This is a genomic window from Arthrobacter sp. Leaf234 (genome assembly GCF_001422665.1).
Classification (GTDB): Bacteria; Actinomycetota; Actinomycetes; order Actinomycetales; family Micrococcaceae; genus Arthrobacter_D.
In genome coordinates, this window is record NZ_LMLU01000001.1 from 1399861 (window position 1) to 1419287 (window position 19427).

The window sequence follows — 19427 nt, forward strand, 5'->3', positions numbered from 1 at the left end:
ACTCCTAGCGTGTTAAGGAAAGCGTTTTCCAAATAGAGGATTCAATGATGAGTTCGGTACAGAAAACAGCACGGCCCGTCTGCGTCGCCCTGACCGCCGGAGTCCTCCTCACCGCCGGCCTGTCGGTCCCCGCCCTCGCCCAGGGCGGGGGGAAGGCGAACGCGGCGCCGATCGGCGGGGTCCAGCTCGAATACCTCGACCGCGGCCTGGTCGCCGCCGCCACGCCGCAGGGCGTCTTCCTCAGCTGGCGCCTGAGTGCCACCGAGGCGGCGGAGGGAGCGGCCGGCGCCGGCGGACCCGACTTCACGGTGTACCGGGACGGACGACCGATCGCGACGGTCACGGACAGCACGAACTTCCTGGATCCCTCCGTCACCGGGCCCGCCGCAGCGGGTGCTGCGCGCTACAGCGTCGCAGCCGTCGTCGACGGACTCGAGGTGGACCACAGCGCCGAGGTGGACCCCTGGGCCCAGGCGTACACCGACCTCCCGCTGGACCGACCGGCCGACGGTGTCACGCCGGCAGGGGAGGCCTACACCTATGCGGCGAACGACATGAGCGTCGGGGACGTGGACGGTGACGGCTCCTACGAGTACTTCGTGAAGTGGGACCCCTCGAACTCGAAGGACGTGTCGCAGGTCGGGTACACGGGCAACACCTATGTCGACACGTACGCCGCGGACGGTCGACTGCTCAGCAGGATCGACCTCGGGGTGAACATCCGCTCCGGCGCCCACTACACGCAGTTCATGGTGTCCGACTTCGACGGCGACGGCCGCTCGGAGCTGATGCTGAAGACGGCGCCCGGCACGAAGACCACCACCTACGGCCCGGACGGTGGCGTGCTCTCCGAGGAGTACGTCACCCTGCCCCAGGCAGACGTCGCTGCAGGTTTCGGCGACACCGACGACTACCGGCTCAGTGCCGCGGGGTACTACGAGCACGTCGTCGACCTCTTCTCCGGCTGGAAGGACCACCCCGAGGTGGCCGCCGGGAACTGGCCCGCCACCCTCGAGGAGGCCTTCGGGATCGAACCCCGGTACGAGTACCCGCTCTCCGACGCCGACGCGCGGGCCATGGCCGACTACTTCATGGACGTCTACGCTCCGTTCCGCAGTGCCCGCAATAACCTCCGCGGGTTCGAGGGCTTCATCGTGGACGGGCCCGAGTACCTGAGCGTGTTCGAGGGGGCCACCGGAGCCGAACTGGAGACCGTGCCCTACGAGCCCGGCCGCGGTGACGACGGCCTGATGTGGGGCGACTACGCGATGGCGCGGATCGAGCCGGGTAACCGCGTGGACCGCTTCCTCGCGGGCGTGGCCTACCTCGACGGTAAGAACCCGTCGGCCGTTTTCGCACGCGGCTACTACACGCGGGCCACCGTCGTCGCCTACCGCTGGGACGGTGAGCAGCTGACGCGCGACTGGTCCGTGGACTCGGGCCACGTCCCCATGTCCAACCCCTTCAACGACGGACCGCACGGTGGCACGGGCACCAGCCCCGACTTCGGGACCCTCACCGGGCAGGGCTTCCACTCCCTGAGCGCAGCCGATGTGGACGGCGACGGGCGGCAGGAGATCGTCTACGGCAGCGCGACCATCGACGACGACGGCTCGCTCCTCTACAGCTCCTTCGACACCCTCCCCGCCGGGAGCGCCGCTCCGGGCACGGTGGCGAAGCTCGGTCACGGCGATGCGATGCATGTCACGGACATCGACCCCGACCGTCCGGGCCAGGAGATCTTCTCGGTCCACGAGGGCGCCACGGGTGCACCCTACGGATGGACCATGCGTGACGCCTCGAACGGCGAGGTGCTCTTCGGGGGGTACACGGGCAAGGACACCGGACGCGGCATGATCGGTGACGTCGATCCGGCCGTCCGGGGCCTGGAGAACTGGGCCGTCGGACTCCGCTCGGCCTCGGGCACGCTCCTGCAGCCCGCCGGGTACGGCACCAACATGAGCATCCGCTGGGCCGGGGACGGCACCACGCAGCTCGTCAACGGATCGGGGAACCAGACCCCCACCATCGACGACGCACGCCGTGGCCGGCTGCTGACGGCGACCGACACACGGACCAACAACGGAACCAAGGGCAATCCGTCGCTCGTCGCCGACGTGTTCGGTGACTGGCGCGAGGAACTCTTCGTCCGGACGGCGGACAGCTCGGCGATCAGGATCTTCACGAGCACCGAGGTGACGGACCGCAAGCTGTACACGCTGATGCACGACCCCCAGTACCGCGCGGAGATCGCCCGGCAGAACACGGCCTACAACCAGCCCGCGTACACGAGCTTCTACCTGGCCTCCGACACCGACCTCGCGTCGGTGCCGGTGGCGGACGCCTTCCTGCCCGGCGCCCTGCCGGCCCTGCAGCGGCAGCTCGAGGAGTTCATCGCCTCCGGCCGGGTCACCGGGCCGGCCGCGCAGCAGCTCCGCGCCCCGCTCGATCAGGCACGGCGCGCGGTGGACCGGGACCAGGCGGGGCAGGCCGCTCGTGCCGTGGAGAAGTTCATCGACCGGCTGGGCAGGGACAAGCCGGGCTCGGTCGAACGACAGGCGCGCACGACGCTGGAGCGCTCGGCGTCCCTGGTCCTGCCGACCCTGCACTGACGGGGGCGGACGGAAGTGTCCGGCAGGGCCGCGTGCGGACGGGTACGCGGCCCTGCCGGATCCATGCCCGGAGGAAGTGGCTCGTTCCACGCCGTGATTGTCGGTTAGATTGGCAGGTGTGACCAACGCTTCCCGTGACCTGCTGTCGATCGTCTACTCCAGCAGCGCTGCTCATCCCTACGACGACGAGGGCCTCGGCGCCCTGCTCGCGCTGTGCAGGGCGAACAACGCCCGTCACGAGCTCACGGGCATGCTGCTCTACCGCAACGGGCGTTTCCTGCAGGTCCTCGAAGGGCCGGAGGACCAGCTGCGGCGCCGGATGTCCATCATCGCCGCGGACCCCGAGCACACGGACGTGCGGGTCCTGCTGCAGGAGACCATCGACGAACGCCAGTTCCCCGACTGGACGATGGGCTACGAGCCCGTGTCGGAGACCCTCGAGGAGGACGTGCCGGGCTACCGGAGCACGTTCTCGGATCTCGAGCGCGAGCAGGAACCCACGCACTCGCTGCAGGCGCTCAAGGAACTGATCCGCTGGTTCCAGGACCGTGCCGTCCAGCTGCGCTGATGGTCCCGACGGCGCCGGAGTCCTGACCCATGGGCGATCCCGTCGCGCGACCCACCGCTGAGGACCCCGCGGCCTTCCTCGCAGCCGTCCAGCACCCCGTCCGCCGCGGGGACGGGGAGGCGCTCGCAGCCCTGATGGGCGCGGTGACCGGTGCGCCCGCCACGATGTGGGGACCGTCCATCGTGGGCTTCGGCTCCTACCACTACAGATACGCCTCCGGCCACCAGGGTGACGCCGCAGCCGTCGGATTCTCCCCGCGGAAGGCGCACCTCGTCCTGTACGGACTGACCTACGGCCCCGGCGCGGGGGAGTTGCTCGCGCGCCTCGGGAAGCACCGGCGTGGAGCGGGATGCCTCTACGTGAACACCCTGGCCGACGTCGATCCGGGCGTGCTGCGTCTCCTGGTCGCGGGTGGCTACGACCACGCGACGACGGTCCTGCACGTACCCCGGCAGTCCTGAGGACCGCTCGCAGCACGCCGCACGTTCAGCCGGCCACGATCTCACGGACGAACGCCAGGTGCTCGACGTCCTGGAAGGCGCCGCCCTGCTCGTGGCCGTTGTACGGGTAGACCTTCATCCGGGTAGGGCCTGCATAGTGGTTGTGCGCCGCGAAGACGCACGACGGCGGGCACACGTCGTCGAGCAGTCCCACGGAGAACAGTGCGGGCATGGTGCTGCGCGCAGCGAAGTTCACGCCGTCGAAGTAGCTCAGCGTCCGGAAGACGGCGTCGACGTCGTTGCGCCTGGTCCCGAGGTATCTCGAGATCTCCGCGTAGGGCGCCGTGTCCACGATCTCGGTGGCGCGCCGCATGTGCGCGAGGAAGGGGACGTCGACGATCGCGGCCACCGGAGGGACGCCGTTCACACGCTGGGTGAGTGCCGCCGTGGCGAGGGTGATACCCCCGCCCTGGCTCCCGCCCGAGATGACGATCCGCGACGCATCGATGGCGGGGTGGGCCTGCGCCGCCGACACGGCGTGCACCGCATCCACGAAGAGCCGCCGGTAGTAGTAGGTGTCGGGGTCCTCGATGCCCAGGGTCATGAAGCCGCCGGAGTGCGGCCCGGCGAGGGGGCCGTCCTTCGTGTCCCCCGTCCTGTGCCCGGCACCCTGGCCGCGCAGGTCCATCACGAAGTGGGCGTAGCCGGCGCTCGGCAGGCTCGTCCATTCGCCGAGGAGGCCGCGGCCGCCACCGTACCCGATGTACGTGATGACCGCCGCCAGCGGGCCCTCCACGTGCCGGGGTCGTAGCAGCCAGCCTTTCACGGGCTGACCGTCGAAGCCGGCGAAGGTCACGTCCTCGGTGACGAGCTGCGAGTACCCGGCATCGACCTCCTCGAACACCGGGGGTGCCAGATGGATGCGCTGCTCCCCGAGCGTGCGGTCCCAGAAGGAATCGAAGTCGGCGGGCTCGTCACGCTCGGGGCGGTATCGCTGCAGTTCGGCGAGCGGCATGTCGAATTGGGGCATGGGGTGCATCCTTTCACGTGCCGGATGAGCGAGGATAGTGGGCGACGATGTCCCGCCCTCATCCGACTGTTGACCATTGATACGATTCAATCTACGCTGTGGGATAACGCTTTCCCGAAGCGTCCCACGATGGCTGACGATGAAGTTTTCCAGGAGGACAACGATGTTCCGCACTCTTACACGGCGCACCCTGACGGGTGTCGCGGCCCTCGCGGCCACCGGGTTGGTCCTGACCGGTTGCGGCGGTGGCGGGAATGAGCCGGCCGCCCTCGACACCGAGGAGCAGATCACCCTCAACTACACCTTCTGGGGTAACGACGACCGCGCTGCGCGGTACGACAAGGCGATCGCCGCGTTCGAGGAGGAATACCCGAACATCACGATCAACGACACCTTCACCGACTACCCCTCCTACTGGGAGAAGCGTCAGACCGAGGCTGCCGGTGGTGGCCTGCCCGACGTCATGCAGTTCGACTACACCTACCTCCGCCAGTACGGCGACAACGGCCTGCTGCTGAACCTCGAGGACTACTTCGGCAACGGCGTCACGACCGACGCGATCGACGAGACCCTCCTGGCGACCGGCACGCTGGAGGACGGGACCTTCGCCATCCCTACCGGCTACAGCGCCTGGTCCGTGTTCCAGAACCCGGGTCTGCTCGCGGACACCGGGGTGGAACCCTACGAGGGTGGCACCAGCTGGGAGGACTACGACGCCTACATGGCCGCCGTGACCGAGGCGGGTGGCGGGACCGTCTACGGCGGCACCGACACGACCCAGCGCATCCAGGACCTCGAGCTGAAGCTGCGGCAGCAGGGCCGTGAACTGTTCACCGAGGAAGGTGAGCTCAACTTCACGCAGGAGGAGCTGGCCGAGCACTGGACCGAGGGCCAGGAGAACCGCGACAGCGTCACCGTCCCGCAGAGCAAGCTGGAGGAGATCAACCCGGTCTCCGGCTTCGGCGGATCCATCACGACCAGCGAGATGAGCTGGAGCAACTTCCTTGGCGGTTACCTCGGCGACTCGGGGGCCGAGGAGATCACCATCGTGGCCCCTCCCACGAGCAACCCCGACGAGAAGGACCTGTACCGCAAGGTCGGCCTCATGCAGGCTGCGTCCGCCCAGACGGAACATCCCGAAGCTGCCGCAGCATTCGTGGACTTCCTCATCAACAGCCCCGAGGTCGGCGAGATCTTCGGTGCGACGCTCGGTATCCCCGCCTCGGAGACCCAGCTCGAGGGAGCGAACCTCGAGGGACCCGACCAGGCCGTGAAGGACTACCTCGACTCGATCGAGGACCGCATCGGTGACGCCCCGGCGGCACCCGTCAACGGCTTCGGCGCCATCGAGCAGACCTTCTGGGACCTCGGCAAGTCGATCGGCCTGGGCGCAGTCACGCCGGAGGACGCCGCGAAGCAGTTCTTCGACGAGGCCGCCGTCACGCTCGGTAACTAGCAGGACAAGGAGTCAGCCCGTGACCACGGATTCGGCGCATGCGCCGGCAACACCACGCACCGCCGCATCCGGTGCCCGTCCGGCGGACCATCGCCGGACGGGCTCGCCCCGGCCCCGCCGCAGGAACCGGGACACGGTCGCCGGCTACGTGTTCCTCTCGCCCTGGCTGCTCGGCTTCGTCGGGCTCACCCTCGGTCCCATGCTGGCCTCGCTGTACCTGGCCTTCACGGACTACAACCTCTTCACCGCCCCGGAGTGGACGGGCCTCGAGAACCTCACCCGGATGGCCGGCGACGAGCGGTTCTGGGCTTCGGTGAGGATCACGCTGATCTACGTGCTCGTCGGGACGCCGATCAAGCTCGCAGCCGCGCTCGCCGTGGCCATGCTGCTGAACTACAAGGCCCGGGGCACGGGATTCTTCCGCTCCGCGTTCTACGCGCCGAGCCTCATCGGTGCCAGCGTGAGCATCGCCCTCGTGTGGCGAGCCATGTTCTCCACCGAGGGACCGGTGGACAGCACGCTGAACCTGTTCGGCATCACCATGGGCGGCTGGATCGGTAACCCGTCGCTGATCATGCCGATGATGATCCTGCTGGCCGTGTGGCAGTTCGGCGCCCCCATGGTCATCTTCCTCGCCGGGCTCAAGGGCGTCCCCGCAGAACTGTACGAGGCGGCGTCGGTCGACGGCGCGAAGTCCTGGCGCAAGTTCATCAGCGTCACGGTGCCGATGCTCTCGCCGGTGATCTTCTTCAACCTGCTGCTGGAGATGATCAACGCCTTCCAGATCTTCGCCTCGGCCTACATCATCGGCTCCGGGACCGGCGGACCCGGGGGAGCCACGAACTTCTACACCGTGTACCTCTACACCCGGGCCTTCGCGAACAACCAGATGGGCTATGCCTCGGCCATGGCCTGGGTCCTCCTGCTCGCCGTCGGAGTCCTGGCCTTCATCCTCTTCCGCACCTCCAAGAGCTGGGTCCACTACGCAGGAGACTCCAAGTGACCACGATCGAATCGAACCCCGCCGTCCCGGTGCCGGTGGACCCGGACCACCGGAGGCAGTCCGGGCCGCGCCGGCGGCCCATGCGCCGCCACCTCCCGACAGCCCTCTGGATCGTAGGGATCCTGGCGCTGACGGCTGTCGTCCTCTATCCTCTCCTGTGGATGTTTTCGGCGTCGTTCAAACCCAATGCGGAGTTCGGCAGCAACCAGGGGCTCCTCCCGGAGAACCCCACCTTCGACAACTTCGTGAAGGTCATGCAGGGCATCGCCGGCATCCCCACGTGGAAGTTCTTCCTGAACTCGCTGATCCTCGCCATCGGCGCCGTGATCGGTACCGTCATCTCCTCGTCGATGGCCGCCTACGCGTTCTCGCGCATCACCTTCAAGGGCAGCAAGATCCTGTTCGCCGCCATGATCGGGACGCTGCTCCTGCCGTTCCACGTGCTGATCATCCCGCAGTACATCATCTTCCGGAACCTCGGCCTGATCGACACCTTCTGGCCGCTGCTCGCCGGCAAGTTCCTCGCCACCGAGGCGTTCTTCGTCTTCCTGATGGTGCAGTTCATCCGCAACCTGCCCCGTGAGCTCGACGAGGCCGCGCGCATCGACGGCTGCGGCCACGGGCGGATCTTCCTGTCCATCACGCTGCCGCTCATCAAGCCGGCCCTGATCACGTCGTCGATCTTCGCGTTCATCTGGAGCTGGAACGACTTCCTGGGTCCGCTCCTGTACCTGAACTCCCCGGACAAGTACCCCCTGCCGCTGGCACTGAACATCTTCAACGACCAGACGAGCACGTCCGACTACGGCGCCACGATCGCCATCTCGGTGCTGGCGCTGCTCCCGGTCATGCTGTTCTTCATCATCTTCCAGCGGTTCCTCGTGGACGGCGTCGCCACCCAGGGCCTGAAGGGATGACCCGGGGCCGGCGGGACGCTGCTGCCGAGCGCGGGCGCCTCTCGGCCGTCCGCGACGGCAGCGCCGTGCGCTGGCCCGGGGCGACGGCGAGGTTCGCCCTGTTCGGCGAGGTGCTCTGGGTCGGCGTCCTGTGCTGTGTCGCCGCCCTGGGGATCATCACGCTCCCGGCGTCCCTCGCGGCCGGGTCCGCGCATCTCCACCGCTTCCTCCGCGCAGAGGACTCCACGGTGCGGCAGTTCGTGGCCGACTTCACCGCAGCGCTGCGCACCGGCTGGCCGGCGGGGATCGGCGTGCTGGTCGCGGCGGGGCTGCTCCTGCTGGACATCGTCGTCGCCGGCTCGGGCCTCCTGCCCGGCGGGCCCCTCGTCCTGGGGGCCGGGATCCTGCTCCTCGTCGGGCTGCTCTGCGGCGTCGCGGGCACCACGGCGCGCTGGTACGCGACGCGCTCCTGGCGCGCCGCGGTGCTCCTGTGGCTCAGCGACGCACGCCATGACCCGGCGGGGATCCTGTGGCTCGCCGCCGCCGTCGTGCTCACCGCCGTGGTCGCCTGGCAACTTCCGCCGCTGATCGTCCCGGGTGTAGGCTGCCTGGTCTTCGCGGCCCTGGCGACGTCCGTGCGGGAGCGCCGGCGACGCTCCTGACGGGCCCGGCGGCACCGCGTTCCGATCCGACCCGGATCCGACCCCGTCCACCCGATCCGACCCGGATCCGACCCCGTCCACCCGATCCGACCCGGATCCGACCCCGTCCACCCGCATCATCCGCAGCACCGGCAGATCACAGGAGACCACGTGCACTACGGCGCCGATTACAACCCCGAGCAATGGCCCGAGGAGGTGTGGCCCGAGGACGTCGCCCGGATGCGCGAGGCCGGCGTCACCCTGGTGAGCCTCGGCATCTTCTCCTGGGCGCGCATCCAGCCCTCCGAGCACGAGTTCGACTTCGCGTGGCTGGACCGCGTCATCGGGCTGCTGCACGAGGGCGGCATCGCCGTGGACCTCGCCACGGCCACGGCCTCACCGCCGCCCTGGGCGACCGTCGCGTACCCGGAGATGCTCGCGGCCGACGAGAACGGGACACCCTACTGGCACGGCAGCCGGCAGCACTATGCGCCGTCGTCGCCCGCCTACCGCAGGCTCGCTGCGGCCCTCGTGACGAGGATCGCCGAACGCTACGCGGGACACCCCGCCGTGGTCCTCTGGCACGTGAACAACGAGTACGGCTGCCACCTGGACACGGACTACTCCGACGCCGCGCGTGACGCGTTCCGCGGGTGGCTCCAGCAGCGCTACGGCTCGATCGACGCCGTGAACGAGGCCTGGGGCACGATGTTCTGGTCACAGCGCTACGGCACCTTCGCGGAGATCTTCCCGCCGCGGCACGCGCCGTACAGCCACAACCCGGGCCAGCTGCTCGACTACCGCCGCTTCACCTCGGACATGCTCCTGGAGTGCTATCGGATGGAACGGGACATCATCCGGGCGGCCGGGGCCACGCAGCCCGTCACCACCAACTTCATGGGCGCGTTCAAGCCCGTGAACTACGCGCAGTGGGCGGCGGAACTCGATGTCATCAGTGACGATCTCTACCCGGACCCGAACGACCCCGAGAGTTTCCGCGAGGGGGCGTTCCACGGCGACCTCATGCGCTCGCTCAAGCCGGGGACGCCGTGGCTGCTCATGGAACAGGCCTCGAACGCCGTGAACTGGCGGCCCACCAATGCCCCGAAGGCACCGGGCCAGCTCGCCGCGCAGAGCATGCAGGCGGTCGCACGCGGGGCGGACGGCATCCTGTTCTTCCAGTGGCGGCAGTCGAGGGCCGGATCCGAGAAGTTCCACTCCGGCATGCTGCCGCACGCCGGGACGCGGACGCGCACGTGGGGCGAGGTGACGGCCCTCGGCCGCACCCTCGCGAGCCTGCCCGATCTGCCGGCCGGCGACGGCTCGGCGCACGTCGCGCTCCTGATCGACTGGGAGAACTGGTGGGCGATCGAGAACCCGGACCACCCCGTACCGCTGGACTACCTGTCGCTGCTGCGTGGCTGGTACGACGCCGCCCACCGCCTCCACGTGCAGGTCGACCTCCTGCCGCCGACGGCGGACCTCGCGCCGTACGACGTCGTCCTCGCGCCACACCTCTATCTCCTCACCGCGCAGGCCGCCGCCAACCTGCAGGGCTTCGTCCACGCGGGTGGGCATCTGCTGGTCACGGCGTTCTCCGATGTCGTCGACGAGCACGACAGGTTCCGCCCCGGCGGCTTCGGCACCCAGCTGCGGGACCTGCTGGGGATCGTCGTCGACGACTTCGGCGCGCTGGTGCCCCCGGGATCCGCGGGTCCCGGGCAGCAGCATGCGCGGGTGCGGGGCGAGGCCATCGCCTTCGAGGGCTCCCTCCTGGCGGAGGAGGCACACGCGGCGGATGCCGACGTCCTGGCACGGTTCGACGGCGGGCGTGAGGGGGGCCGTCCTGCCTTCACCGTCGCGGCCCGGGGGGACGGCCGCGCCTACTATCTCGCGACCGTCCCCGACGCCGGCGGCGCGCGCCAGGTGCTGCAGCAGGTGTTCGCCGGTGCCGGGGTGGAACCCGTACTGCCGGACCTGCCACCGACGGTCGAAGCCATCCGGCGCGGCTCGCTGCTGACCGTGATCAACCACGGGAACCGGACCGCGGAGGTCGGCCTCCGCGGCGAGGACGTCCTGGGCGGCGGAGCGGTGGACGGCGTGAGCCTGCAGCCCTTCGGGTACGCCGTCGTCCGCACCGGCGACTGACCGGACGGGAGAGCCGGGTCCGCGCCGGAATTCCGGTCGATCGCTGCTGCCGAGGCGGGTAGATTTCTCGTTGGGCCCGCAGGACGGACGCGTGCAGCCCATCGTGGGCCACGCGAGCGGATCGGGCAGGAGGCAGGACATGGTGGACGAGGTGGTCATCGGCGATCCCCATGGTCTTCATGCCGCCCTCGCCCGACGGATGGCGGACCTCGTGGAGGGATCGGGCTGCGATGTGCGCCTCCACCGATCCGCCGAGCCGCAGAACGCCGCCGACGCTGCCCGGCTGCTGGATGTCCTCGGGCTCGGCCTCGGAGCGGGAGAGACCGTCCTGGTGACGTGCTCCGGTCCGGGGGCGGAGGGAGTCCTCGCCGGGGTCGTGGCCCTGCTCGTGGCAACTCCACCCGTCACCTAGGCGCATCACCCCACCGGTCGATGCCGGCACGTCCCACAGAGTGCCGGTGGGCGCAACGACCTCGTGGGCGGCCGTCCGCCCTGCGGCCGGACGGTGCTCCGGCCTAGGCTCGGTGGATGGAACAGCCGAGCGGGAACCACCATCTGAAGGACCTGGGCAGCACCGAGGGGATCGATCCGACGGACGTCGGCCAGATCCAGGACGGGCCCCTCACGGCGGCCGACGAGGTCGACCTCATCGCGAACCAGGCCGTGCCCGACGGCGACCCCTTCCCACAGACGGCCGCCGGCAATCTCGGCCTCGAGGATGCTCCGGCGGACAACCCGACGACCGACGACCGCTTCACCGGCGGACGATAGGGCCACCGGCAGGCCACGGCAGGCCACGGCAGGCGGGCGACCGGCGGGCGACCGGCCGACAGCTCCTGCAGGACCGGCCGCGCGGACACTAGGCGCGCAACTGCTCCACCATGTCGAGCACGACGGCGCGGAGGTCGCCGTCGTTCTCCTCGGCGATCCGCCGTTGGCGCTGGTAGCCGGCTCCGCGCCGCATGATGTCCTCGACGTCGGCGAGTTCGCTGCTGCAGCCGAGCTCGGCGGCGATGGGCTCGAGCCGGTTCAGGACCTCGACGAGGTGCTCCGTGACGAGCTGCTCGTTGCCGTCGGCGTCGAGGATGATGATCGCGTCCAGGCCGTAGCGGGCAGCCCGCCACTTGTTCTCCTGGATGTGCCACGGCTGCATGGTGGGGATGGTGCCGCCGGCGTCGAGCGCCCGCGAGAACTCGTGGACCAGGCACTGGGTGAGGGCAGCGACGGCCCCGACGTCCTGCAGGGTCGAGAGGCCGTCGCACACGCGCATCTCCACCGTCCCGAGGTTGCCCACGGGGCGGATGTCCCACCGGATCTCGCTGACGGAGTCGATGACGCCCGTGGTGGACATGTCCTGCACGTAGGACTCGTAGCCCGACCAGTCGTCGAAGTGGAAGGGGAGTCCCGCGGTGGGCAGCTGCTGGAACATGAGGGCCCGCTGCGACGCATAGCCCGTGTCCTCGCCGCCCCAGAACGGCGACGATGCCGAGAGCGCCTGGAAGTGGGGGAAGTAGTTGGTCAGTCCGTCGACCACCGGCAGGGCCTTGTCCCGCGCGTCGAGGCCCACATGGACGTGCACGCCGTAGATGACCATCTGCTGGCCCCACCACTGGGTGCGGTCGATCAGCTTGGCATAGCGCTCCTTGTCCGTGACGGGCTGGGATCGGGGGGCGCTGAAGGGGTGGGATCCGGCGCAGAACAGTTCGATGCCCATGGGGTCGGTCACTTCCCGCACGGCGGCGAGGGAACGGGAGAGGTCCTCCTTCGCCTCCGCCACGGTGCTGCAGATCCCCGTGACCAGCTCGACGGTGTTGAGCAGCAGCTCCTGCTTGATGTGCGGGTGCTCCTCGTCCTCCTGGAGCTCGGGGTGGTTCGCGCTGACCCCGCGGAGCACCTGGTCGGCCACCGAGACGAGTTCGCCGTTGTACCGGTCCACGAGGGCGAGCTCCCACTCGACGCCGAGGGTGGACTGCGCTGACTGGGCGAAATCGATCTTCAAGGAGACGCTCCTGAAACGGTACGGGAAGGGGTGCGGACGCCTCGTCGATGCGCCGTCGCAGGGAGGACTGTCCCCAGTGTAGTGACGGAGCCGGGTGCGGCGATGCGTCCCCGCGTCGACGGTGGGACAGGATGGGGAGTTCTCCCCATCGCCCGGAACCCGCATCAGCACCTAGAGTGCAGGAGGGACGCGGCGCTCAGGCCGCCGTCCGGAGCTGAACGCATGGGGGAATGGATATGGCGATACCGGGGTACGACATCGACGTGGCCGCATGCCGGGGCGTGCTGGCCGGCGTGACGGCCGAGAGTGTGGAGATCGACACCGCGCGCGCCGACCTCAGCTCGGCGATCGATGCGGCGATGACGGCCTCCCGCAGCCAGCAGATCGGCGGAGCCCTCATCGCCCTCTGGAACAACGTGCTGGTCCTCCAGTGCGAGGCCGCGACGACCAGGGTGGAGAACGCCTTGAATGGTGTGGGTGCTGCGATCAACGCCTATGTGGAGGGGGACGCCGCCATGGCGGACACCGCCCGCGCCCGGGTGACGGAGATGCCCTCCCTCGACATCGACGACGCGAAGGAGTGACGGTGGGCTTCGACACGAGCGGCCTGGACGACTGGGCGCTGACCGCCGACCTCGACGCCGCAGCCGCGGAGATCGCCACAGCGGGGACCGCGGTCAGCACCGCCGTCGACGGCCTGGCCACCAGCTGGTCGGGACTGTCCGCCTCCTACAGCGCACCCGAGCAGGTCGACGTCCTCGCGGTGTTCAGCAGCATCACACCCCACGGGGACGTCCTCGAACTCGCCGCCGCGCAGGCGAAGACGGCGCTGACGGCCTTCGCGGACACCGTCCGCCAGCTCGAGGCCCGGCGTTCAGCCCTGCTCGGCGAGGTGGCCGCCTTCGAGGCGGACCCGCCACGCGTCGATCCCGCCGATCCTGATTCGGACGTCGACCAGCTGCAGCAGGGCCTGCTGCAGCACGACATCACTGCGCTGGCGCAGGACTACGACGACGCGGTCCTCGCGTGCGTCGCGGCACTCAACGGCATCGACGGCACCACCGACGACACCGTGAGCACCCTGAGCGGGCCCGAGGTGGGACTGGTCGTCGCGGGCGGAACCAACTACTCGGGCACCTACACGTTCAAGCGCGTCGACATCACGGCCTACCGCCAGGTCCCCATGCCGTGGCAGGACTTCAGGTTCACACCCCTCGATCCGAACCTGCCGCTCACGCCGGCGGAGATCGCGGGGAACCGGTACCTGACCATCGACGGCCGCGACGTCCACATCAGCAGCCCGGACCACCCCGACTACGGCCGCACGGTGTCCGAGGCCTACACGCGGAACGGGTTCGTGCCCGCGGTGGATTGGCGTCCGTCGGTGAACCAACGGCTCTACGACAGCTCAGCGGCCTACCGGGCGCGCGTGGACGCGAACCCCTCCAACTGGCGCATCCCCGATCCGGCGGCGCCGAGGCCCACCTTCGGCGAGCTGCCGAACGGGCTGAAGGGCATCAGAATCGGCGGCGGCGTGCTCGCGGTGGGGATGGCGGGACTGACCATCGCGGACGAGCGCGGCAAGGCCTACGACCGTCTGCTCGTCGAGCACCCGGAGATGAGCGAGGCGGACCGGAATGCCCGGGCCACCGAGCTCGGCGTGGTGCGCGGTGGGGCGAAGACCGCGTTCGACGTCGGTGCGGGTATGACGGGCGCCGCTGTCGGGACCATGATCGGCGGTCCGGTGGGTACGGTGATCGGCTTCGGCGTCGGCATGGGCATCTCCTACCTGGCGGACCAGGAACTGCCGGACTGGCTGGGCGGGGAGAGTGTCAAGGACGCCGTCGCGGACGGTGCGGAGGCGGCGTACGACGCCGGCAAGGAGGTCGTGTCCGACATCGGCGGAGCGATCTCGGACGGATGGGACTCGGTCTTCGGCTAGGCTGGCCGCGCCGCCGAGCGTTCGACGCCGACGCCCGGCCGAGGACCCTGTGATCCTGCCCGCCCCTTCGCCCCACGGAGCCCCTGATGTCCCCGATCCTCCTGTTCACCGCCCTCCCGCTGGGTCTCTTCCTGATCGTCGCGAGCATCGCGACGATCCGCCGGACCTGGACCTTCCTCGTGGTGGGGGACGGGTTCCTGCCGGGCAAGCCCAGCCTGGCGATGCTGCCGATCGGCGTCTTCCTGGTGGGTATCGCCGTCGATGACGCCCTGCTCGACCTGCCCCAGCCCGCAGCCGGGCTGGTCGGTCTCGTCCTGACCGCCTGCCTGGCTCTGGGCCTGCTCGGCTGTTTCTTCATGCCACGCTTCCTCCAGCCCCGCTGGATGAGGGAGTCCGACGACCGCATCAGGAACGGGACGGACGCCTTCTCCCGGAAGTACGGGCCGACGGACGGACAGGAGGGCGGGCAGCAGGACGGCGCACCCCGGGACCGGACAGCGACCCGGACGGACACCCCGATGCAGGACCCGATGCAGGACCCGATGCAGGACCCGATGCAGGATGCGATGCAGGACCCGACGCAGGACCGGAAGGCGCCATGACCACGCAGCTCGATCAGGGGTGGACCTGGGAGACGGCCGGCCCCGTCTCCGTCCCGCGGCTCGGCGCCTGGCAGCGGCTGTCCGAGCGCGGCGCCGCACTGGTGCTCGCGCATCCCGAGGTCCCCGAGGGGACGTTCCGGCCGAATCTCGTCGTGCGCCTCGGTGAGAGCGGCGGTGTATCACTCGCCCTGCTCGCGACGAGGGCCGTCATCTCCTCCCTCCGGTCCCTGCCGGGAGCCCATGTGGTCGGGCACGAGGAAGCGACCCTCGGCGGACATCCCGCCCGCCGCCAGAAGATCACGTACGAGGAGGCCGGCCAGGCCGTCTGCGCCGTGCGGTGGCTCTGCGTGATCGGCGGGCTGTCCCTCGAGATCACCTGCAGTTTCGCGCCCGAACAGCTGCTCGGGATGGAACCCCTCCTTCACCGGATGGTTTCCCTGGCGACCGTCGAGGCAGGGCCGACCACGCCGCCCACCACGCCGCCGGCCGGGGCTCCGGCGGCGACAGGTCCCGAGCCAGCCCTCGACCGGACCGCCTCCGAGCACCTGGGGCGTCCCCTCGAGGATCTCTCCCGCATCGCCGCCGTGCAGCCGTTCGTCGCCGGCGGCCACCTCGTCGGTGACGAGGCCCTCGGCCTGCTGATGAGCCGTGCCGAGGACCGCGTGGGCGCCGTCCATCCGGCCGAGGAGGGTCCGCTGCGTGCCGAACTCGTCGCAGCCGGTCTGCTCGACGCAACGGGTGTGCCGACGACGGCGGGACGGCAGCTGCTCGCCCCGCTGAGGGAGCGGACCTTCTCCTTCACGGTCGGCGCCTCCCGCGCCGATCTCGCGACCTCCCTCACGGCGTGGGTCGGCCCGGCCGGTGCCTTCCTGGTGTCCGGACCGGCCCCGGCAGGGGACCCTGCGACCCCGGCGCTCGGCCGGAGCCGGGTGCAGGCCGTGAACGCCGCGAGCCTGCCCGCCCTGATCGTCTCCTGGCTGGGCGTGGGACCCGCCTGGAGCTACACCGGCGAGCATCTCGCCCTGACCGCGGAGGCCTTCGCCCGCCGGCTCGAGAACGGCCCGGTCACCAGTCCGCCGGGCCGCGATCCGGGCCTGGTCCGCATGTGGCGGGAGCCGTGGCTCGCCTGGTCGCTGCAGGACGCCGGCTCGGAGGCGCCGGCGAGCACGTGGCTCTCGGCAGGCACGGCGGGTCAGCACCTCGTCTTCGTGAACGGGACAGGAGGCGTGGAGCTCGAACCGTTCCAGTCCGCCGCCGTGTGGAGCGTCCTGGCCCGTCACGTGCACGACGGCATGGTGCGCCTGGGCGCCTACTAGGCCGGACGCCGCACGGCAGGGAGAATGGCCGGGTGCCCATCCTGAACAAAGACATGACCCTCTGCATCTCCCTGGCAGCCCGGCCGAGCAACATCGGCACGCGCTTCCACAACTACCTCTACGAGGAGCTGGGGTTGAACTACATCTACAAGGCGTTCACCACCACCGACCTCCCGGCCGCCGTCGCGGGGCTGCGCGGCCTGGGCATCCGGGGATGTGCCGTGTCCATGCCCTTCAAGGAGGACGTGATCCCGCTCGTCGACCGGATGGACCCGTCGGCCACCGCGATCGACTCCGTGAACACCATCGTGAACGACGACGGCGTCCTGACCGCCTACAACACGGACTACCTGGCCGTCGAACGGCTGCTCCGCGAGCACGCCGTCCCGTCGGCATCCTCCGTGCTGGTCCGGGGTTCGGGCGGCATGGCGAAGGCTGTCGTCGCCGCCCTGCGGGACTCCGGGTTCGGGCGGGTCACCGTCGTCGCCCGCAACGAGCGGACCGGGCGGGCGCTCGCCGGCCTGTACGGCTTCGACTGGCGTGCCGAGGCCGGCGATGCGGTGGCCGATCTCCTGCTCAACGTGACCCCCCTGGGCATGGCGGGCGCGGACGCGGATGCCCTCGCCTTCCCGCAGGCCGCGGTCGACGCCGCGCGGGTGGTGTTCGACGTCGTCGCCTCCCCGTCGGAGACGCCCCTGGTCCTCGCCACGAGGGCGGCCGGGAAGCCCGTCATCACCGGGGCCGAGGTGGTGGCCCTGCAGGCGGAGGAGCAGTTCGTGCTGTACACGGGGATCAGACCCACGCCGGAGCAGGTCCGTGCGGCGGGGGAGTTCTCGCGCCGGGAGGCCTGACGCACGCGGCCGTCGCCGTCGTCAGACCCGCAGCCACCGCACGGCGTACGGTTCGAGGGTCAGCGCGGTGTCGAGGCGGATCACCCCGCCCCCGATGAGGTCGACGGCCGTCCGGGGCAGCCCGGACAGCGTGGTGGACGCGATCACCTGATGGGTGTCGGCGACATTGGCGAACACGACGACGGTGGAGTGCTCGCCGTCGAGCAGCCCGGGCCGCTGGTACCCCAGGACGTGCGGGTTGTGCGTGTGGAAGGGCAGGAGCCGCCCGCCGGCGAATTCGGGCGTGCGCTTCCGTATGCCGATGAGTCCCGACAGGCCGCTGAAGAGGGCGCCTGCCCCGGTGGCGGGGTCCGTCCTCGCGGCGTAGCGCTCGGCGGGGTAGGCGGGCCGTCCCACCCAGCGGCTGTCCCCGGCCTTCGCGGGATCGTCCACGTAGGAGTAGTCGTTCAGCTGGCCCACCTCGTCCCCGAGGTAGAGCAGCGGGATGCCGCCCGTGCTGAGGATGATGGAGTGGGCCAGGAGGATGCGGGCCACGGCGGCGCCGTCGCCGGCCTCCAGTCCCGCGAGGGAGGCCGTGGTGCCCGAGATACGGCAGTCGCCGGTGCGCGGATTGTCCTGGAACGGGACACCGCGCGCGAAGCTGTCCGGGAAGCGGTCCACGTAGAAGGCGTTGAGGAACCGGCGGTGGTCGTGGCCGTCGATCCCGAGTTCCGCGGCGTCCTCGTCGGAGAAGGTCCACCCGATGTCGTCATGGCTGCGGACGTAGTTGACCCATGCGGTCCCGTCGGGGAGGTCGTGCCGGCGTTCCAGCGCCTGGGCGAGGAGGGAGGCGTCCCGCGTGGCGAGCGAGTTCCAGATCAGGGCCATCTGCAGGGGGTTGTAGCTCAGCTGGCACTCGCCCGGGTCGACGTACTGCACCACCTCGTCGGGGTGCACGATCGCCTCCGACTTGAACAGGAGCGACGGCGCCGCGAGGCGGCACACGGCGTTGAAGGCCTGGAGGAGGAGGTGTGCCTCGGGCAGGCTCTCGCAGGCGGTGCCGAGTTGCTTCCAGATGAAGGCGACGGCGTCCATCCGGATGATGTCGACGCCCTGGTTCGCGAGGTGGAGCATCTCGCCGGCCATGGCCCGGAAGACCTTCGGATTGCGGTAGTTCAGGTCCCACTGGAAGGAGTAGAAGGTGGCCCAGATCCAGCGTCCGTCCTCGAGCTGCACGAAGGAGCCGGGGTGGTCGTCGGGGAAGATCTCGCGTACCGTCCGCTCGTAGGCGTCGGGCAGCTCGCGGTCCGGGTAGATCCAGTAGAAGTCGGCGTAGTCGGGGTCGCCGGCAACGGCCCTGCGCGCCCAGTCGTGCTCGTTGGAGGTGTGGTTGAAGATGAAGTCGACCACGAGGGCGATCCCCTCCTCGCGGAGCTCCCGGGCGAGGTCCGCGAGGTCGTCCATGGTCCCGAGCCGGGGATCGACGTCCCGGTAGCTGGACACGGCGTAGCCGCCGTCGGAGTTCGCCTCGGGCGCGAGGAAGAGCGGCATCAGGTGCAGGTAGGTGAGCCCGAGTTCGCGGAAGTAGGGGATGCGCTCGCGTACACCGGCGAGATCGCCGGCGTACAGGTCCACGTAGCAGACGCCCCCGAGCATCCTGTTCGACCTGAACCACTCGGGTGCCATGGCCCGCGAGGCGTCGATGTCCTTGAGGTCCGCCGGGCGCTCCTGCCAGGAGCGGGCGGCGTCCAGCACCACCTGCACCAGCTCCGCGTCCGCGTCCGGCCCGTAGATCCGGTGGAACAGGGACTGCAGGCGCGGGAACTCCGTGTCGAAGCGGGCCTCGAAGGACCTCCACTCGGCATCCGGCGTGTCCGCCGAACGGGCGGACTGCAGCTCTGCTCGGATGCGGTCCTCGGCCCGTGGCGTGGTCATCCGTCAACC

18 protein-coding genes are annotated in these 19427 nt (G+C 69.9%); 15 read left to right on the forward strand and 3 right to left on the reverse strand.

Annotation, left to right across the window (positions count from 1 at the left end; all coding sequences use genetic code 11):
• Window positions 1-47: 47 nt before the first annotated feature.
• The 3 genes from ASF21_RS06595 to ASF21_RS06605 all read left to right on the forward strand — a co-directional run bounded on the left by ASF21_RS06595 (window position 48) and on the right by ASF21_RS06605 (window position 3641).
• Window positions 48-2612, forward strand: coding sequence for a rhamnogalacturonan lyase (locus tag ASF21_RS06595; protein WP_055769286.1), 2565 nt, complete (start codon window positions 48-50; stop codon window positions 2610-2612).
• A 118-nt stretch (window positions 2613-2730) separates the two neighbouring features.
• The gene (locus tag ASF21_RS06600; RefSeq protein ID WP_235498671.1) at window positions 2731-3180 is read left to right on the forward strand and encodes a BLUF domain-containing protein; all 450 of its coding nucleotides are present in this window, start codon (window positions 2731-2733) and stop codon (window positions 3178-3180) included.
• 29 nt (window positions 3181-3209) lie between these two features.
• A complete protein-coding gene (locus ASF21_RS06605; RefSeq protein WP_055768316.1) occupies window positions 3210-3641 on the forward strand; it encodes a DUF1801 domain-containing protein in 432 nt (143 codons plus the stop codon).
• A 25-nt stretch (window positions 3642-3666) separates the two neighbouring features.
• Here the strand turns inward: ASF21_RS06605 and ASF21_RS06610 are convergent, their stop codons facing one another.
• Window positions 3667-4650, reverse strand: a complete 984-nt coding sequence (locus tag ASF21_RS06610; RefSeq protein WP_055768321.1) for an acetylxylan esterase — start codon at window positions 4648-4650, stop codon at window positions 3667-3669.
• A 163-nt stretch (window positions 4651-4813) separates the two neighbouring features.
• Here ASF21_RS06610 and ASF21_RS06615 point away from each other — a divergent pair, with 163 nt between their 5' ends.
• From ASF21_RS06615 to ASF21_RS06645, 7 genes are all read left to right on the forward strand, one after another.
• Entirely contained in the window at window positions 4814-6106 is a 1293-nt protein-coding gene (locus tag ASF21_RS06615) for an ABC transporter substrate-binding protein (RefSeq protein WP_055768323.1), read from the forward strand.
• Between the two features lie 19 nt (window positions 6107-6125).
• Entirely contained in the window at window positions 6126-7109 is a 984-nt protein-coding gene (locus ASF21_RS06620) for a carbohydrate ABC transporter permease (RefSeq protein ID WP_055768326.1), read from the forward strand.
• A 29-nt stretch (window positions 7110-7138) separates the two neighbouring features.
• On the forward strand, window positions 7139-8026 hold the full coding sequence (locus ASF21_RS06625; RefSeq protein WP_235498708.1) for a carbohydrate ABC transporter permease: 888 nt from the start codon (window positions 7139-7141) through the stop codon (window positions 8024-8026).
• Window positions 8023-8667: a hypothetical protein gene (locus ASF21_RS06630; protein ID WP_055768329.1), complete on the forward strand. Its 645-nt coding sequence runs from the start codon at window positions 8023-8025 to the stop codon at window positions 8665-8667. Before ASF21_RS06625 ends, ASF21_RS06630 begins: the two co-directional genes overlap by 4 nt.
• A 150-nt stretch (window positions 8668-8817) precedes the next feature.
• Window positions 8818-10794 carry a beta-galactosidase gene (locus tag ASF21_RS06635; RefSeq protein WP_082471283.1) on the forward strand — a complete coding sequence of 659 codons (1977 nt, stop codon included), beginning with the start codon at window positions 8818-8820 and terminating at the stop codon, window positions 10792-10794.
• 91 nt (window positions 10795-10885) lie between these two features.
• The gene (locus tag ASF21_RS06640) at window positions 10886-11206 is read left to right on the forward strand and encodes an HPr family phosphocarrier protein (protein ID WP_055768336.1); all 321 of its coding nucleotides are present in this window, start codon (window positions 10886-10888) and stop codon (window positions 11204-11206) included.
• Window positions 11207-11322: 116 nt separating this feature from the next.
• Window positions 11323-11565, forward strand: a complete 243-nt coding sequence (locus ASF21_RS06645; RefSeq protein WP_055768338.1) for a hypothetical protein — start codon at window positions 11323-11325, stop codon at window positions 11563-11565.
• Between the two features lie 88 nt (window positions 11566-11653).
• On the opposite strand, the gene ASF21_RS06650 is transcribed toward ASF21_RS06645, so the two are convergent.
• Complete coding sequence (locus ASF21_RS06650) at window positions 11654-12793, reverse strand: glutamate--cysteine ligase (RefSeq protein WP_055768341.1); 1140 nt, start codon at window positions 12791-12793, stop codon at window positions 11654-11656.
• 236 nt (window positions 12794-13029) lie between these two features.
• Here ASF21_RS06650 and ASF21_RS06655 point away from each other — a divergent pair, with 236 nt between their 5' ends.
• The 5 genes from ASF21_RS06655 (at window position 13030) to ASF21_RS06675 (ending at window position 17504) form a co-directional block, all read left to right on the forward strand.
• Window positions 13030-13377 (forward strand): DUF6507 family protein, encoded by a 348-nt coding sequence (locus tag ASF21_RS06655; protein WP_055768343.1) that lies wholly within the window; start codon window positions 13030-13032, stop codon window positions 13375-13377.
• Between the two features lie 2 nt (window positions 13378-13379).
• Window positions 13380-14735, forward strand: coding sequence for a hypothetical protein (locus tag ASF21_RS06660; RefSeq protein WP_055768347.1), 1356 nt, complete (start codon window positions 13380-13382; stop codon window positions 14733-14735).
• 86 nt (window positions 14736-14821) lie between these two features.
• Complete coding sequence (locus tag ASF21_RS06665) at window positions 14822-15337, forward strand: hypothetical protein (protein ID WP_055768350.1); 516 nt, start codon at window positions 14822-14824, stop codon at window positions 15335-15337.
• Complete coding sequence (locus tag ASF21_RS06670) at window positions 15334-16653, forward strand: hypothetical protein (protein WP_055768353.1); 1320 nt, start codon at window positions 15334-15336, stop codon at window positions 16651-16653. The genes ASF21_RS06665 and ASF21_RS06670 overlap by 4 nt, the downstream gene beginning before the upstream one ends.
• 32 nt (window positions 16654-16685) lie before the next feature.
• Window positions 16686-17504: a shikimate 5-dehydrogenase gene (locus ASF21_RS06675; protein ID WP_268753674.1), complete on the forward strand. Its 819-nt coding sequence runs from the start codon at window positions 16686-16688 to the stop codon at window positions 17502-17504.
• 21 nt (window positions 17505-17525) lie between these two features.
• Here the strand turns inward: ASF21_RS06675 and ASF21_RS06680 are convergent, their stop codons facing one another.
• A complete protein-coding gene (locus ASF21_RS06680) occupies window positions 17526-19418 on the reverse strand; it encodes an amylosucrase (protein WP_055768356.1) in 1893 nt (630 codons plus the stop codon).
• Window positions 19419-19427: the final 9 nt, after the last annotated feature.

What these genes read in the sequence shown, in the direction of transcription:
- ASF21_RS06595 (WP_055769286.1), top strand. Translation starts at nt 48, where the DNA reads ATGAGTTCGGTACAGAAAACAGCACGGCCCGTCTGCGTCGCCCTGACC.
- ASF21_RS06605 (WP_055768316.1), top strand. Translation starts at nt 3,210, where the DNA reads ATGGGCGATCCCGTCGCGCGACCCACCGCTGAGGACCCCGCGGCCTTC.
- ASF21_RS06610 (WP_055768321.1), bottom strand. Translation starts at nt 4,650, where the DNA reads ATGCCCCAATTCGACATGCCGCTCGCCGAACTGCAGCGATACCGCCCC.
- ASF21_RS06615 (WP_055768323.1), top strand. Translation starts at nt 4,814, where the DNA reads ATGTTCCGCACTCTTACACGGCGCACCCTGACGGGTGTCGCGGCCCTC.
- ASF21_RS06630 (WP_055768329.1), top strand. Translation starts at nt 8,023, where the DNA reads ATGACCCGGGGCCGGCGGGACGCTGCTGCCGAGCGCGGGCGCCTCTCG.
- ASF21_RS06645 (WP_055768338.1), top strand. Translation starts at nt 11,323, where the DNA reads ATGGAACAGCCGAGCGGGAACCACCATCTGAAGGACCTGGGCAGCACC.
- ASF21_RS06655 (WP_055768343.1), top strand. Translation starts at nt 13,030, where the DNA reads ATGGCGATACCGGGGTACGACATCGACGTGGCCGCATGCCGGGGCGTG.
- ASF21_RS06665 (WP_055768350.1), top strand. Translation starts at nt 14,822, where the DNA reads ATGTCCCCGATCCTCCTGTTCACCGCCCTCCCGCTGGGTCTCTTCCTG.
- ASF21_RS06670 (WP_055768353.1), top strand. Translation starts at nt 15,334, where the DNA reads ATGACCACGCAGCTCGATCAGGGGTGGACCTGGGAGACGGCCGGCCCC.
- ASF21_RS06680 (WP_055768356.1), bottom strand. Translation starts at nt 19,418, where the DNA reads ATGACCACGCCACGGGCCGAGGACCGCATCCGAGCAGAGCTGCAGTCC.